This window comes from Rhizobacter sp. OV335 (assembly GCF_900142965.1).
Taxonomy (GTDB): domain Bacteria; phylum Pseudomonadota; class Gammaproteobacteria; order Burkholderiales; family Burkholderiaceae_C; genus Rhizobacter.
In genome coordinates, this window is sequence record NZ_FRCQ01000011.1 from 148,624 (window position 1) to 162,401 (window position 13,778).

Here is a 13,778-nt window from a genome sequence, read left to right on the forward strand (position 1 = left end):
CGATGCCGGCGCTACCGGACAGGCATCAGCGCGCGGGCGTGTCAGTGCAGAGGCCTTTCTCTGTAAGAAAAGAAAAAGCCGACCCGCGGGTCGGCTTTTGCCAGGCAGCGAGAACCCGGTCAGCCCAGGTTCACCGGCACGAAGATCCGCTCGCCATCGCGCTCGACCAGCAGCGCCACGCTCTTCGGCTTGCCGGCCATCACGGCCCGCACCTGCTCGATCGACGTGACCGGCTTGCCGTTGATGGCCAGCAGCACGTCGCCCGCCTCGATGCCGGCGCGCGCCGCCGGGCCGTCGACGTTCTCGATCACCAGGCCCTGCTCGAGCTTGCTCTGGCGCTTCTCTTCGCGCGTCAGCTGGCGCAGCGACAACCCGAGCTGCACGCCCTGCTGGTCGCCGCCATTGGCGGACGCGACGTCTTCATCCGGATCGGCACCGCCCAGCTTCACGTCGATCGAGCGCTCGGCCCGGTCGCGCCACACCGACAGCTTCACCTTGTCGCCGGGCGCCGCCAGGCCGATCCGGCTCGACAATGCCCCCGAGCGCACGATCGGGTCGCCGTTCACCGCGGTGATCACGTCACCCGGCTTCAGTCCGGCCTTCTCGGCCGCGCTGTCCTTGCTGACCTTCGCGACCAGCGCGCCATCCGGGCGCTTCATGCCGAACGACTCGGCCAGGCTCTGGTTCACGTCCTGCACCGCGACACCCAGGCGGCCGTGCGTGGCGCGGCCGGTCGCGACGATCTGGTCCTTGACCTTCAGCGCGACGTTGATCGGGATCGCGAAGCTCAGGCCCTGGAAGCCGCCGGTCTGCGAGTAGATCTGCGCATTGATGCCGATCACCGCGCCGCTGCCGTCGAACAGCGGGCCGCCGGAGTTGCCGGGGTTCACCGCCGCATCGGTCTGGATGAAGGGCACGACCGCGTCGCCGGGCAGCGAGCGGCCCTTCGCGCTGATGATGCCGGTGGTGGCGGTCTGCTCGAAGCCGTAGGGCGCGCCGATCGCGAGCACCGGGTCGCCGACCTCGATGTTCTGCGGGTCGCCCAGGCGCACGATCGGCAGGTCCTTGGCCTGGATGCGCAGCACCGCGATGTCGGTGGCGGCGTCCGAGCCCAGCACCTTGGCCGAGAACTCGCGGCGGTCGCTGAGCTTGACGGTCACTTCCTTCGCTTCGCGCACGACGTGGGCGTTGGTCAGGATCAGGCCGTCGGCGCTGATGATGAAGCCCGAGCCCTGGCCGCGGAACGGCACCGACGGGTTGCCGCGCTGGCCACGCTGCTGGAAGCCCGGCAGGCCACGGAAGAACTGGAAGAACGGATCGTTCTCGGCACCGGGCGGCAGGCCTTGCTGCTGCTGTTCCTCGGCCGAGGCCTTGTGCAGGCCGGCCACGGTGACGCCGACGACGGCCGGGCCGGAGGTGGCGACGATCGCGCGATAGTTGGGCACCTGGGCGGGTACCAGCGGCACCGGGGCCGGCGGGGTGGCCGTAGAGACGGCGACAGGCTTCGCCTCGGGTTTGCTCTTCAACCACTCGGGCGTCAGGCTGAAGGCGCCGGCCGATCCGGCGGCCAGCACCCCGGCTGCGGCGAGGGCAGCGGTCAACGACTTCATCTTCATGTGATCTCCTGGGGACAAGCGTCGCGGAGGATTCCGCATAGGACGAACGATAGGGCCGCGCGGCGCGCCGTGGGTTAGCGGTGGGTTAGGGCTCGGTGAGGCGAAGGTTAAGACCGCGGCGCCAGCACCGTCGCGACACATTCACCGAACCCGATGCGCCGCTGCCCCTCGCGCTCGCAGAACGCCCGCAGCGCAACGCTGTCGCTGTCCAGCAGGAAGCGGCGCGTCTCGCCGTTCGGCAGCGTGATCGGCGCCTTGCCGCCTTGCGTCAACTCCAGCAGCGAGCCGCCCTGCTCCGGCAACGGCCCCGATTGCGTGCCGCTGCCCAGCAGGTCGCCGGGCCGCAGGTTGCAGCCGTTGCTGCTGTGGTGCGCCACCAGCTGCGCGAGCGTCCAGTACGCGTCGCGGAAGTTGGACTGCATCAGCCGCACCGCCGCCTCGCCACGCGCGCGCATCGCCGGCGTCTGCAGCCACACCTCCAGCACGATGTCGATCGCGCCCTGCGCGCGGTTGGCGTCGCCGTCGAGGTGCGGCAGCGGCTGCGGTCGATCAGCCGCCCGCTCGAACGGCCGGCGGAACGGCTGCAGCGCCTCCATCGTGACGATCCACGGCGACAGCGTGGTCGCGAAGTTCTTCGCGAGGAAGGGCCCGAGCGGCTGGTACTCCCAGGCCTGTACGTCGCGCGCCGACCAGTCGTTCAGCAGCACCAGCCCGGCCAGGTGCTCCTCGGCCCGCGCCATCGGGATCGGCTCGCCGAGCGCATTGCCGGGGCCGACGATCGCACCGAGTTCCAGCTCGTAGTCCAGCCGCTGGCACGGGCCGAACACCGGCACCAAGGCGTCTGTCTTGTACTGCCCGCGCGGCCGGTGAAAGGCCTGCCCGCTCACCTGCAGCGACGAGCTGCGGCCGTGGTAGCCGATCGGCACCCACTCGTAGTTCGGCAGCAGCGGCTGATCCGGCCGGAACAGCTTGCCGACCGCCGTCGCGTGGTGGATGCCGGTATAGAAATCGGTGTAGTCGCCGACCTCGCATGGCATCGCCATCTCGGCCTGGGCCTGCGGCACCAGGCAGGACTGCAGCCACGGTTCGTCGTCGGAGCCTTCGCGCAAGGCATTCGACAACGCCGCGCGCACCGTGCGCCGCGCGGCCGCGCCGAGCGCGATGAACGCGTTGAGCTCGCCGCGCGCCAGCGGCTCCAGCAGGCGCGACACCTCGGGCGACCACGGGCACAGCTCGTGCGCGAGGCGCAGGTCGAGCACCGCATCGCCGATCGCCACACCGCCGCGCAGCGGCTCGTCGCTGCCACGGCGCCGGAAGCGCCCGAGCGGCAGGTTCTGCAACGGGAAATCGGTCAGCGGATCCTGGGCCGACGCGACCCAGCTGCGCAGCCCCGCGTCGTGCGTGTCATCGAGACCGCTCAGGTCGGGCGCGGTTTCAAGGGTCCTCATTGGAATCCGTCCTTCAGGTTGCGCCAGCAGTCGGCATAGGCCGCATCGAGCGCGCCGCCCTTCATTGCCCACTCGGTGGGACGGAAGCGGTAGCGGCTCTCGAACATGAAGGCCAGCGTGTTGTCGAGCTTGTGCGGCGCGAGCGGCGCGTTCGACGCGCGCTCGAACGCATCGGCGTCCGGGCCGTGCGGCACCATGCAGTTGTGCAGGCTCGCACCGCCGGGCCGGAAGCCTTCCGGCTTGGCGTCGTACTGGCCGTGCACCAGCCCCATGAACTCGCTCATCAGGTTGCGGTGGTACCAGGGCGGGCGGAAGGTGTCCTCGGCCACCAGCCAGCGCGGCGGGAAGATCACGAAGTCGCAATTCGCCGTGCCCGGGGTGTCGCTCGGCGACGTGAGCACCGTGAAGATCGACGGGTCCGGGTGGTCGAAGCTGATCGAGCCGATCGTCATGAAGTTCGCGGTGTCGTACTTCAGCGGCACCAGGTTGCCGTGCCAGCCGACCACGTTGAACGGCGAGGCCGCGCTGCGCGCCGACCACAGCCGGCCGCCGTATTTCTTGATCAGCTCGTGCGGCGCCGCGTCTTGCTCGAAGGCGGCGACCGGCGCCAGGAAATCGCGCGGGTTCGCGAGGCCGTTGCTGCCGATGGGCCCCAGTTCCGGCAAGCGGAAATGCGCGCCGTGGTTCTCGCACACATACACGCGCGACGGCCCGTCGACCGCCACCTTGAACGCCATGCCGCGCGGCAGCAGCGCGATCTCGCCGGGCGCCACCTGCAGCACGCCGAGCTCGGTCGTGATCGTGAGCGAGCCCTGCTGCGGCACCAGCAGCATCTCGCCATCGGCATTGACGAAGGCGCGCTGCGTCATCGAGCGGTTCATGAAGGCGATGTGCGCGGCCATGCCAGTCTGCGCATCGACATCGCCATTGACGACGATGCTGCGCAGCCCGTCGACGAAATCGAGCGGCTCGGCCGCGGCGTCGGGCACCGGCGTCGGCGCCCAGCGCAGTGGGTCGGGCGGCGCGTCGACGCCCTCGGCCGCACCGCTCTTCCACCACGGCTGCGCATGCGGCGCGTAGCCGCCGACCACCACCGACGGCTGGCGCCGGTACATCCAGGTGCGCCGGTTCTCGGCCCGCGGCGCGGTGAACGCGCTGCCGCTCAGCAGCTCGGCATACAGGCCGTGCGCCGCCTTCTGCGGGCTGTTGCGGCCGAGCGGCAGCACGCCGGGCACCGCCTCGCTCGCGAACTGGTTGCCGAAGCCGCTCTGGTAGCGCAAGGGGTCCGTGGGTGCCATGGCTTGATCTCCGCCGACGAATTCGTTACTGTCTAACTGATTCTACATATCTGAATTCACTCATCCAATTCACCAATGACACCCAACACCCCTCGCGGCATCCAGAGCATCGAGGTCGGCGGCCAGTTGCTGCGCGCGCTCGCCCACCACGGCCGGCCGATGGCGCTGAAGGACCTGGCGCGCGAAGCCGGCATGGCGCCCGCCAAGGCGCACCCCTACCTGGTGAGCTTCGGCAAGCTCGGGTTGATCGCGCAGGATGCGGCATCGGGCCGCTACGGGCTCGGTCCGCTCGCGATGGAACTCGGGCTGATCAGCCTGCAGCAGTTCGACCCGCTGCGCCTGGCCACGCCGCTGCTGCCGGCGCTGGCCGCGCAGGTCGGCCACACCGTCGCGATCGCGGTGTGGGGCAACCGTGGGCCGACCATCGTGCGCGTCGAAGAGGCGCCGTCCGCGGTGCACGTCAACATGCGCCACGGCACCGTGATGTCGATGCGCGGCACCGCGTCGGGCCTGCTGTTCGCCGCCCACCTGCCGCCGGCGCGCCTGCGCGAGGTGCTGGCGCAGGAGCCGCACGGTGGCCGCCGCACGCTGGACGCCGCCTTCAGCGCGCAACTCGCGACCATCCGCAGCGAGGGCCTGAGCCGCGTCGTCGACGGCGCGGTGCCCGGCGTCAGCGCGATGGCGGCCCCGGTGTTCGACCTGCACGGCGATCTGGTGCTGAGCCTCGCCGCGATCGGCCCGAACGCCACCTTCGACGTGCGGCCGGCCGGCCCGGTTGCGCTGGCGTTGAAGGCCTGCGCCGCAGCCGTCTCACGGCAGCTCGGAGCGGCCGGTATAGTCGGCGGCTGATCAATGCATCGGGAGCGAGGGATGGGAGTTCAACGCCAACGGCACGCCGGCGCGCGCGTGCGCGCCACCTGGATCAGCCTGCTCATCGCAGCGGTCGGCCTCACCGCCTGCGGCGGCGGTTCGGACGGCGATTCCAGCAACCGCCTCGTTTCGTCGCAGCAGTACGCGCAGCAATGCGCCCCGACCAATCCCGACGCGTCCAGCCACACCGGCAGCCTCGACATCGAGAAGCAGTGGGTGCGCGCTTACATGAACGATGCCTACCTCTGGTACGGCGAAGTCCCGAACATCACCGCCGGCCAGGCGCAATACAGCAACACGTCCGACGTCTACGGCTCGCTCGACAACTATTTCGAGGCCCTGAAGACGACCGCCGTCACCGCCAGTGGCGCCCGCAAGGACCAGTTCAGCTTCATCCTCCCGACCGCCACCTCCACGGCGCTGTTCGACTCCGGCGTCGAGGCTGGCACCGGCATCAACTGGCGCATGCTGTCGTCGCGGGCGCCGCGCGGGCTGCGTGTGTCGTACGTGACGCCAGGCACCGAGGCCGCCACCAAAGGCGTGCTGCGCGGCGACACGCTGGTGACGGTCGACGGCGTGTCGGCCGACGATGAGACGGCGGCCGGCGTCGGCGTGCTCAATGCCGCGCTGTTCGCCAGCGACACCGGCGGCACGCACGCGTACGTGCTCAACCGTGCGGGCGTGGGCCAGGTGAGCGTCTCGCTGACCACCGCCGCCATCACCACCAAGCCGGTGCTGAACTACAACGTGGTGACCACGCCCACCGGCAAGGTCGGCACCATTGTCTTCACGTCGCACGTCGCACCGGCCGAGGCGCAATTGATCGAGGCGATCTCGTCGCTGAAGGCGCAGGGCGCGACCGACCTGGTGCTCGACCTGCGCTACAACGGCGGCGGCTACCTCTACATCGCGAGCGAGCTCGCCTACATGATCGCCGGCCCCGCGCGCACCAGCGGCCAGGTGTTCGAGAAGCTCAACTACAACGCGAAGCGCACCTCCGACAACGCGCAGGCGCCGTACCCGTTCCAGTCCACCAGCACCGCCAACGCGGCGCTGCCGACGCTCGACCTGTCGCGCGTCTACATGCTGACCACCCACGAGACCTGCTCGGCCAGCGAGTCGGTGATCAACAGCCTGCGTGGCGTCGGCGTCGATGTGCGGCAGATCGGCAGCACCACCTGCGGCAAGCCCTACGGCTTCGCGGCGCAGGACAACTGCGGCATCTCGTACTTCCCGATCGAGTTCCAGGGCGTCAACGCGCAGGGCTTCGGCGACTACACCGACGGCTTCGCGCCGAACGGCAGCGGCGGCGCCGGCATTGCCGGCTGCACGGTGGCCGACGACTTCACGCAGCCGCTCGGCAGCGCGAACGAAGGCATGTTGAAGGCCGCGCTCGACTACCGCGCGAACGGGAGCTGCCCGGTGGCTTCATCGCAGGAGTCGCCAAAGGCCTTGTCGCTGGCCAGCGGCCGCGGCGCCGCGCTGCGCGGCCGGCCGCTGCTGAGCAACCGCTTCCTCACGTCGTCGCGCTGAGGAAGCCCTCGACGAGCGCCGCGAACTGCTGCGGCTGCTCGGCCACGCTCAGGTGCGAGGCCTCGGCCAGCACCTCGAGCCGCGCGCCGGGAATGCGTTCCGCGATGGCCTGCGACATCGCGACCGGCGCGCCGGCATCCAGCTCGCCGGCGATCACGAGCGTCGGGCAGCGCACCTGCGGCAGCCGCTCGAGCCAGTCGACCTCGCGCACCGCGTGGCAGGTCGCGGCATAGCCGGCGGCCGACGTGCGCAGCAGCGCTGCACGGAACGCCGCCAGCGCCTCGGGCTGGCCGCTGCGGAAGCCGGCGTGGAAATAGCGCTCCATCACCATGTCGGCGATCGCCTCCAGCCCGCCCTGCTCGACGGCCGCGATGCGCTGCGCCCAGGCCGCCTGCGCCGCCTCGGGATAGCGCGCAGTGGTGTTGGCCAGCACCAGCGAGCGCACCAGCTCCGGGTGGCGGATCGCCAGGCCCTGCCCCACCATGCCGCCGAGCGACAGCCCGACCCAGGCCACCGGCCCGGCGCCCCATTCGCGGATCACGCGGGCCGCGTCATCGACCAGCTCGTCCATGCGGTACGGCCCCGCCGGCATGGCCGAGCCGCCGTGGCCGCGGTGGTCGTAGCGCAGCACCTCGTGGCGCGGCGCGAGCCGCGCGGCCAGCGTGTCCCACATGCCGAGGTGCAGCCCGAGCGCGTGGCTCAGCAGCACCGGCGCGCCCTCGCCCTGCAGCGCGACCTTCAGCTGCGGACGGCTGAAGGTGTGGTGGGTGGAGGTGCGCACGCCGGTCGACAGCGGCGCCGGCGGCGGCAGCAGGCCTTCGTCGCGCAGGATCTGCGTGGTCAGCTTGAACGCGGTGTTGGCGGCCGGCACGCCGCAGTAGATCGCGCCCTGCATCAGCGTCTCGCGGATCTTCTCGACCGGCACGCCGCCGCGCACCGCGGCGCGGCAATGCAGCTCGAACTCCTCCCAGCGCGCCAGGCCCATCGTCATGCCGAGCACCAGCAGGCGGCGCGTCGTCGTGTCGAGCCCCGGCCGGCCCCAGATGTCGTGCCACGCGTAGCGCGTGATCAGCGACTGGAATTCGGCGTTGAAGGCCGATGTGCCGTCGAGCGACTGGTCGACCCAGGCGTCGCCCAACACCGCACGACGGTTCTTCACGCCGCGGTCGAAATCATCCTGTTGCTTCGGCATCACGGGCCCTTTCGAGAATGGCTCAGTGGGGGACTACCGGGGGTAACCAGGCCGACCACGGCGCCTCGGCGTCCAGCCCGGCGGCTCGCTCCTGCCACAGCGCGAGCTGCGGATCGGCGACGCGGCTCGCATGCGCTGCGGCGCGGTCGACGTCGAACAGCGCCTCGACCTGCTCGGCGCTGAGCTGCGCACGCAGCGTGTCGTCTTTCGACAGCGCTTGCAACAGCACCTCGCGCAGCGATCGCCCGCCGGCCACCGCCTCATGCGACCACGCCTCGAGCAGCGCATGCGCGCGCGCCTTGCCCAGCTGCAACGCCAGCTGCATCGCCACCGCCTCGGCGAACACCAGCCCGTGCTGCGCATCGATGTTGTGCCGCATCCGCGCGGCATCGACCTGCAGGCCCGGCGCGGCATCGGCCAGCGCCTTCAGCGCGCCGTGCACGCCGAGGTAGAGCCCTGCTGTCTCCGCCAGCTCGGCTTGCCAATTGCCGAGGCCGCGCTCGTGCTCCTGCACCATCGCGGCCAGCAGCGCGGCCACGCGGTGCGGCGTGCGTAGCGCGCCGGCCAGCGCCGTCATCGCGGCAACCGGGTTGCGCTTGTGCGGCATCGTCGACGAGCCGCCGCGCCCGGTGCCCGCGGGCTCGGCCAGTTCGCCGAGCTCACCCTGCGCCATCAGCGAGATGTCTTTCGCGATCTTGCCGAGCGCGCCGGCCAGCACGCCCAACTCGCCGGCCAGCGACGCCAGCTCGTCGCGCTGCGTGTGCCACGGGCCGGGCGGCAGCCGCAGGCGGAGGTCGTCGGCCACGCGGTGGGCGACGGCCGGGCCGCGCTCGCCCATCACCGACAGCGTGCCGACCGCGCCGCCCAGCTGCAACTGCAGCGCCTGCAGTCCCGCGGCGCGCAAGCGCTGCCGGCAACGCAGCAGCGGTGCGATCCAGGCGACCAATTTGAAATCGACGCTGACCACCTGCGCCGGCTGCATCAGCGTGCGCGCCAGCACCGGCACGCCACGGTGCTGCCGTGCCAGCAGCAGCAGCGACGCGGTGAGCGTGCCGAGGTCGCGGTCGACCAGCGCCAGCGCGCGGCGCGCCGTCAGCGCGAGGCCGGTGTCGATCACGTCCTGGCTGGTGCTGCCCCAGTGCACGAACCCGGCCGCGTCGGCATCGAACAGGCCGACGGCCTGCGTCAACGCCTTGACCAGCGGAATCGCCAGGCTACCGGCGCGTCCGCTGGCGTCGATCAGCGCGCCCAGGTCGTACAGCTCGGCCTTGCAGACGCCGGCGATCGCCTGGGCGGCCGCGACCGGCACCAGGCCTTCGGCGGCCTGGGCCCGCGCGAGCGCCGCCTCGAAGTCGAGCATCGCCTGCATCACCGAGGCCGGCGAGAACACCGCCGACATCTCGGGCGTCGACAGGAAGCTCTCGAAAACCGATGGCCCCGTCGACATCAGCGCGCTCCGGTCAGGCGGCCGCGGCCTGCGTCTTCAGGTGCGTCTTGCGATCGCTCAGGCGCTGCAGGCAGCTCAGCGAGCCCAGGTGGGCGTAGATCAGCGCCAGCATGCCGTTGCGGTACAGCTCGAGCACCGTCGCATCGGGCAGCGCGCGCAGCTTGTCTTCATCGACGACCTGGAAGCCGTCGACCGAGAAGGCCTCGCCGTCGTTCAGCGTTCCTTCGGCGCGCATGCCCTTCAGCAGGTCGAGCTCGCGCAGGCGTTCGCAGAACAACGGGGTGCGCTGCGCTTCCTGGTCGTACAGCTCGAGCAGCTTCATCGCGTTGGTCAGCGTCTCGGTCGGCTCGCCGGTGGCGCTGAGCAATGGCACGCCTTGCGGACCGTCGACCAGGCCGGTGTAACTTTCGTCGATGACCACCGAGAGTTCGTCACCGGTGCCGTCGGCGCGGGCGACCCGCGTCAGGCCCAGCGGGTAGCAGCGCAGTGCGGCCGGCACGTAGCGGCCGAACCACTGGCTGCCTTCGACGAACAGGTTCTCGCCGGGCGACAGGCCGAGCAGCACGACCGGGTTCAGCTGCGGGCCGCCGCTCTCGGTGGTGCCGCTGTTGACGAAGAGGATCGGATATTCCTTGCCCGCCTCGACGAACTCGCCGAAGGTGCAGAACAGCGCGTTCATGCCGGCAGCCACCGATGCGTCCAGCGGCAGCAGGTGCTTGCCGGCATGGCGCGTGCGGTCGAGCAGCGCGGGCTTCTTGTAGAGGGCAGTGATCATTGAACTTCAGCTCCAGGGGGCAAGGCGGTGGCCATCACCTTGTCGACGCGCTTGCCGTCCAGGTCGACCACCTCGAAACGCCAGCCTTCCCAGTCCACCGTGTCGGCGGTCTTGGGCAGCCGGCCCAACAACAACATGATCATGCCGGCCAGCGTGTTGTAGCGGCCGCGGTCTTCCTCGGGCAACTCCTTCAGCGCCAGCCGGTCCTTCAGCTCGGGCACCGGGATCAGGCCGTCGAACAGCCAGCTCTCGTCCGCGCGCTGCACCGCCCAGGCCTCGCCGTCGGCCGGGGTCGTGAACTCGCCGGTGATCGCCTCCAGCACGTCGCGCACCGTGATGACGCCCTGCACCTCGCCGTACTCGTCGACCACGAAGACGAGCTGGGCCGACGAGGCGCGGAACTGCTCGAGCAGCTCCATGCCCGACAGCGTCTCGGGCACGAACACCGGCGCCTGCAGGCCCTCGGTCAGCGCCAGCGGCCGGCCCTGCAGCATCTGCTGCAACAGCGTCTGCGCCGAGATCACGCCGACCACGTCGCTCAGGCTGCCACGGCACACCGGGTAGCGCGAGTGCTCCTGGTCGCCGGTGACCTTCAACACGTCGTCCAGGCCGGCCGCGGCGTCGAGCCAGATGATTTCGGTGCGCGGGATCATCATCGAACCGACCTGGCGGTCGTCGAGGCGGAACACGTTGCGCACCATCTGGTGCTCCTGCGCCTCGATCACGCCGGCGTCCAGGCCTTCCTCGAGGCTGGCGGCGATCTCTTCTTCGGTCACCGAACGGCTCGGGCCGCCGCGGATGCCCAGCAGGCGCAGCGTGCCCTCGGTGCAGAACGACAGCAGCTTGACGAAGGGGCGCACTGCGGTCGACAGCCACTCCATCGGCTGCGCGACCAGGCGGGCCACGTTCTCGGGATACATCTGCCCGAGGCGCTTGGGCACCAGCTCGCCGAAGATGATCGTGACGAAGGTGATGCACATCACCACGAGGGCGGTGGCGGTGATGCCGGAGGCCTTCTCGTGGATGTTGAAGGTCAGGTGGATCCAGGCGGCGAGCGGCTCGGAGAAGGCGGCCTCGCCGACGATGCCATTCAGCACGCCGATCGACGTGATGCCGATCTGCACGGTGGACAGGAACTTGGTGGGGTTCTCGTGCAGGTCCATCGCGGCGCGCGCGCCGTCGTCGCCGGTTTCCACCATCACCTGCAGGCGAGCCTTGCGGCTGGCGGTGAGCGCCATTTCAGACATGGCGAACAGACCGTTCAGGATGATCAGGAAAACGAGGAGCGCTATGTCCATGGAAGCACGCTGCCGGGACCCGGCCCGGAACGCGCAAAACGACGAAGGCCGCAAGGGTAGCAGATGGCGCCGGCGGGGCCGTGACGAAGGCGCTGGGCAGGTGCCGGCAGAATCCCCGCCATGAACTACCTGATCGGTGACCTGCAGGGCTGCTGCGACCCACTGGAGCGCCTGCTCGAGAAGATCGGCTTCTCCGCCTCGCGCGACCACGTCCACCTGCTGGGCGACCTGGTGAACCGGGGCCCGGCCTCGCTGCGCACGCTGCGGCGGCTGCAACAGCTGGGCTCGTCAGCGACCTGCCTGCTGGGCAACCACGACCTGCACCTGCTGGCGGTGGCGCACGGGGTGCGCAAGCCGGGGCGGCGCGACACGCTGGGCGAGATCCTGGACGCGCCGGACCGTGGCACGCTGATCGACTGGCTGCGCCGGCAGCGCATGGCGGTGCACGCGCACGGCTGGCTGATGGTGCATGCCGGCGTGGCGCCGCAATGGGACCTGGCAACGACGCTGGCGCTGGCCGGCGAGGTGGAGCAGCGGCTGCGCGGCGACGACCTGGTGGGCTTCCTGCGGGTGATGTACGGCAACGAGCCGGCGCGCTGGGATCCGGCGCTGCAGGGCGCCGACAGGCTGCGTTTCGCGGTGAACGTGCTGACGCGCGTGCGCTTCGTGGCGGCCGACGGCACGCTGGACATGTCGAGCAACGAGGGGGCGGACGCCGCGCCGCCGGGGCTGTTCGCGTGGTTCGACGCACCGCAGCGCCGCACGGCCGGCGTGCCGATCGCGTTCGGGCACTGGTCGACGCTCGGGCTGACGGTTCGGCCCGACCTGATGGCGCTGGACACCGGCTGCGTGTGGGGCGGGCAGCTCACCGCGGTGCGGCTGCGCGGGCCGGGCGAGCTGCCCGAGGTGATCCAGGTGGACTGCCAGCAGGCGCAGAAGCCGGGCTGACGCGCGCGGCCGGACTACAATTCCGGCCTCTTCAGGAAGTGTGGCCGAGTGGTTTAAGGCACTGGTCTTGAAAACCAGCGACGGGCAACTGTCCGTGGGTTCGAATCCCACCGCTTCCGCCAGCCGATCAAGGGCCCAAAGCGGCCGTCTCGGATCGCGCGGCGAATCCGGGCGAGCACGAAGCGGCGTGCGCCAAGACTGCAAGTTGAAGAGTTTCTCCAACGATCAGAGAACCATGAAATCCACACAGTTCCTCCAATCGGCCATCGTCATCTGCGCGGCTGCCGCGTCCCTGCCTGCTGCCGCCGAGACCACGGTGACCGGCATCGTCGACAAGGTTTATGTGAGCAGCAGCACGTTGCAAGACTTCCGGATCAGCGTCCACGTCACGCCGACCAGCGGGTCGTTCAGCGCGGTCTGCGCCGCTGGGGGCTGGTACAGCGGTGAGCGGGAGAACCTCCAGCTGAAGAAGAGTTGGCTGGCAACTGCACTGTTGGCCAGGTCGACGCAGGCTCCGGTGACCATCATCGGCAAAGGCACGTGCGACGACTACAACATTGAATCTCTGTCCACCATTGCGTATTGACCGATGCGCACTTTGGATGCATTGGCGCAGGCCATCGAATAGCTGTGATGAGGCAGTTCCGACAGCGCGCCCGCTACGGTTGTGATATCGGCTTGTAGCTCGCTTCGAATGCTCGCTTCGCGCGTATGAATTCGTTGGCACACTCGACGAGAGTTGGGGATGTGGGGTTGTCCGTGCATCGTGCAGGCTGCTGATAGAACCTGCGCCAGGCAGCAGCACGGGCATCCGCTTCAGACGCTTGCTTTTGCCTCGCCACCTCTGTGGCGCGTTGCCCAGCCGCAGCGACCAGCCTGAGTCGAGCGGCCTCTTCTTCGTCGGCAACCGTCTTTGCGCGTTGCGCCTCCGCTTGCGCACGAGCTTGCGCATTTGCCGTTCGTATTGCCCGCGCAGCGTTCTCGGAAAGCTCATTCAATGCTTGTCGGGCTTGCCAGTTGGTGTAGGCCCAGACGATTGCCGCCGCGGTGAGTATCCCGATGGCGACGCCAGCGGCGATCTGGAAAGTGAGATTGGGCGCGGGCGACTGAGCGAACGTGGGGATCGGCATTGGCTCGAAGGAGCGACCGGCGGGCCCAAGCGGTTCGATCCACGGCTCTGCAGATTCCTCCGGAATGTGTGAGGTAGGATCGTTCGGCACGTTGCAGGAATCGACGGTTTGCGAATGCCAATGCTACCGTCTGCATGCCCCAATCCCCCAAACGGCGCCATTGAGATTTCCGTGATGCCCATCACCAGACTTGACATCCCATGGACACGTTGAAGGTCATCGG

General features: G+C 69.7%; 12 protein-coding genes and 1 tRNA gene. 5 read left to right on the forward strand and 8 right to left on the reverse strand.

Features of this window, described 5'->3' with window-relative positions:
- Window positions 1–119: 119 nt before the first annotated feature.
- From BUE42_RS13935 to hmgA, 3 genes are all read right to left on the reverse strand, one after another.
- A complete protein-coding gene (locus tag BUE42_RS13935; protein WP_073465707.1) occupies window positions 120–1,616 on the reverse strand; it encodes a Do family serine endopeptidase in 1,497 nt (498 codons plus the stop codon).
- 107 nt (window positions 1,617–1,723) lie between these two features.
- Window positions 1,724–3,064, reverse strand: coding sequence for a fumarylacetoacetase (gene fahA / locus BUE42_RS13940; RefSeq protein WP_073465708.1), 1,341 nt, complete (start codon window positions 3,062–3,064; stop codon window positions 1,724–1,726).
- Window positions 3,061–4,362, reverse strand: coding sequence for a homogentisate 1,2-dioxygenase (hmgA, locus tag BUE42_RS13945; protein ID WP_073465709.1), 1,302 nt, complete (start codon window positions 4,360–4,362; stop codon window positions 3,061–3,063). The genes fahA and hmgA overlap by 4 nt, the downstream gene beginning before the upstream one ends.
- A gap of 75 nt (window positions 4,363–4,437) precedes the next feature.
- On the opposite strand from hmgA, the gene BUE42_RS13950 reads away from it, so the two are divergent.
- Together BUE42_RS13950 and BUE42_RS13955 are read left to right on the forward strand one after the other, a co-directional pair.
- Window positions 4,438–5,211, forward strand: a complete 774-nt coding sequence (locus BUE42_RS13950) for an IclR family transcriptional regulator (protein ID WP_073465710.1) — start codon at window positions 4,438–4,440, stop codon at window positions 5,209–5,211.
- A 21-nt stretch (window positions 5,212–5,232) separates the two neighbouring features.
- Window positions 5,233–6,765 carry a S41 family peptidase gene (locus BUE42_RS13955; RefSeq protein WP_159445418.1) on the forward strand — a complete coding sequence of 511 codons (1,533 nt, stop codon included), beginning with the start codon at window positions 5,233–5,235 and terminating at the stop codon, window positions 6,763–6,765.
- Here BUE42_RS13955 and BUE42_RS13960 read toward each other — a convergent pair.
- Genes BUE42_RS13960 through BUE42_RS13975 form a run of 4 tightly spaced genes read right to left on the reverse strand, consistent with a single transcriptional unit; the run spans window position 6,749 to window position 11,477 of the window.
- Complete coding sequence (locus BUE42_RS13960; protein WP_073465711.1) at window positions 6,749–7,957, reverse strand: bifunctional 4-carboxymuconolactone decarboxylase/3-oxoadipate enol-lactonase PcaCD; 1,209 nt, start codon at window positions 7,955–7,957, stop codon at window positions 6,749–6,751. The two genes, BUE42_RS13955 and BUE42_RS13960, sit on opposite strands and share 17 nt — an antisense overlap.
- A gap of 22 nt (window positions 7,958–7,979) precedes the next feature.
- Complete coding sequence (locus BUE42_RS13965; protein ID WP_073465712.1) at window positions 7,980–9,404, reverse strand: lyase family protein; 1,425 nt, start codon at window positions 9,402–9,404, stop codon at window positions 7,980–7,982.
- Between the two features lie 13 nt (window positions 9,405–9,417).
- Complete coding sequence (locus BUE42_RS13970; protein WP_073465713.1) at window positions 9,418–10,179, reverse strand: SapC family protein; 762 nt, start codon at window positions 10,177–10,179, stop codon at window positions 9,418–9,420.
- Window positions 10,176–11,477, reverse strand: a complete 1,302-nt coding sequence (locus tag BUE42_RS13975; protein ID WP_073465714.1) for a hemolysin family protein — start codon at window positions 11,475–11,477, stop codon at window positions 10,176–10,178. Before BUE42_RS13975 ends, BUE42_RS13970 begins: the two co-directional genes overlap by 4 nt.
- Window positions 11,478–11,597: 120 nt before the next feature.
- Here BUE42_RS13975 and BUE42_RS13980 point away from each other — a divergent pair, with 120 nt between their 5' ends.
- The 3 genes from BUE42_RS13980 (at window position 11,598) to BUE42_RS13990 (ending at window position 13,011) form a co-directional block, all read left to right on the forward strand.
- Window positions 11,598–12,425 carry a symmetrical bis(5'-nucleosyl)-tetraphosphatase gene (locus BUE42_RS13980; RefSeq protein WP_073465715.1) on the forward strand — a complete coding sequence of 276 codons (828 nt, stop codon included), beginning with the start codon at window positions 11,598–11,600 and terminating at the stop codon, window positions 12,423–12,425.
- 34 nt (window positions 12,426–12,459) lie between these two features.
- Window positions 12,460–12,547 (forward strand) — tRNA-Ser (locus BUE42_RS13985).
- Between the two features lie 113 nt (window positions 12,548–12,660).
- Window positions 12,661–13,011 (forward strand): hypothetical protein, encoded by a 351-nt coding sequence (locus BUE42_RS13990; protein ID WP_073465716.1) that lies wholly within the window; start codon window positions 12,661–12,663, stop codon window positions 13,009–13,011.
- A 73-nt stretch (window positions 13,012–13,084) separates the two neighbouring features.
- Here BUE42_RS13990 and BUE42_RS32180 read toward each other — a convergent pair whose 3' ends face one another.
- On the reverse strand, window positions 13,085–13,555 hold the full coding sequence (locus BUE42_RS32180; RefSeq protein ID WP_143171492.1) for a hypothetical protein: 471 nt from the start codon (window positions 13,553–13,555) through the stop codon (window positions 13,085–13,087).
- Window positions 13,556–13,778: the final 223 nt, after the last annotated feature.

Bases quoted from the DNA above. Each gene is read 5' to 3' on its own strand.
- BUE42_RS13935 (WP_073465707.1), bottom strand. From the start codon at position 1,616: ATGAAGATGAAGTCGTTGACCGCTGCCCTCGCCGCAGCCGGGGTGCTG.
- BUE42_RS13965 (WP_073465712.1), bottom strand. From the start codon at position 9,404: ATGTCGACGGGGCCATCGGTTTTCGAGAGCTTCCTGTCGACGCCCGAG.
- fahA (WP_073465708.1), bottom strand. From the start codon at position 3,064: ATGAGGACCCTTGAAACCGCGCCCGACCTGAGCGGTCTCGATGACACG.
- BUE42_RS13970 (WP_073465713.1), bottom strand. From the start codon at position 10,179: ATGATCACTGCCCTCTACAAGAAGCCCGCGCTGCTCGACCGCACGCGC.
- BUE42_RS32180 (WP_143171492.1), bottom strand. From the start codon at position 13,555: ATGCCGATCCCCACGTTCGCTCAGTCGCCCGCGCCCAATCTCACTTTC.
- BUE42_RS13950 (WP_073465710.1), top strand. From the start codon at position 4,438: ATGACACCCAACACCCCTCGCGGCATCCAGAGCATCGAGGTCGGCGGC.
- BUE42_RS13990 (WP_073465716.1), top strand. From the start codon at position 12,661: ATGAAATCCACACAGTTCCTCCAATCGGCCATCGTCATCTGCGCGGCT.
- BUE42_RS13955 (WP_159445418.1), top strand. From the start codon at position 5,233: ATGGGAGTTCAACGCCAACGGCACGCCGGCGCGCGCGTGCGCGCCACC.
- BUE42_RS13960 (WP_073465711.1), bottom strand. From the start codon at position 7,957: ATGCCGAAGCAACAGGATGATTTCGACCGCGGCGTGAAGAACCGTCGT.
- hmgA (WP_073465709.1), bottom strand. From the start codon at position 4,362: ATGGCACCCACGGACCCCTTGCGCTACCAGAGCGGCTTCGGCAACCAG.
- BUE42_RS13975 (WP_073465714.1), bottom strand. From the start codon at position 11,477: ATGGACATAGCGCTCCTCGTTTTCCTGATCATCCTGAACGGTCTGTTC.
- BUE42_RS13980 (WP_073465715.1), top strand. From the start codon at position 11,598: ATGAACTACCTGATCGGTGACCTGCAGGGCTGCTGCGACCCACTGGAG.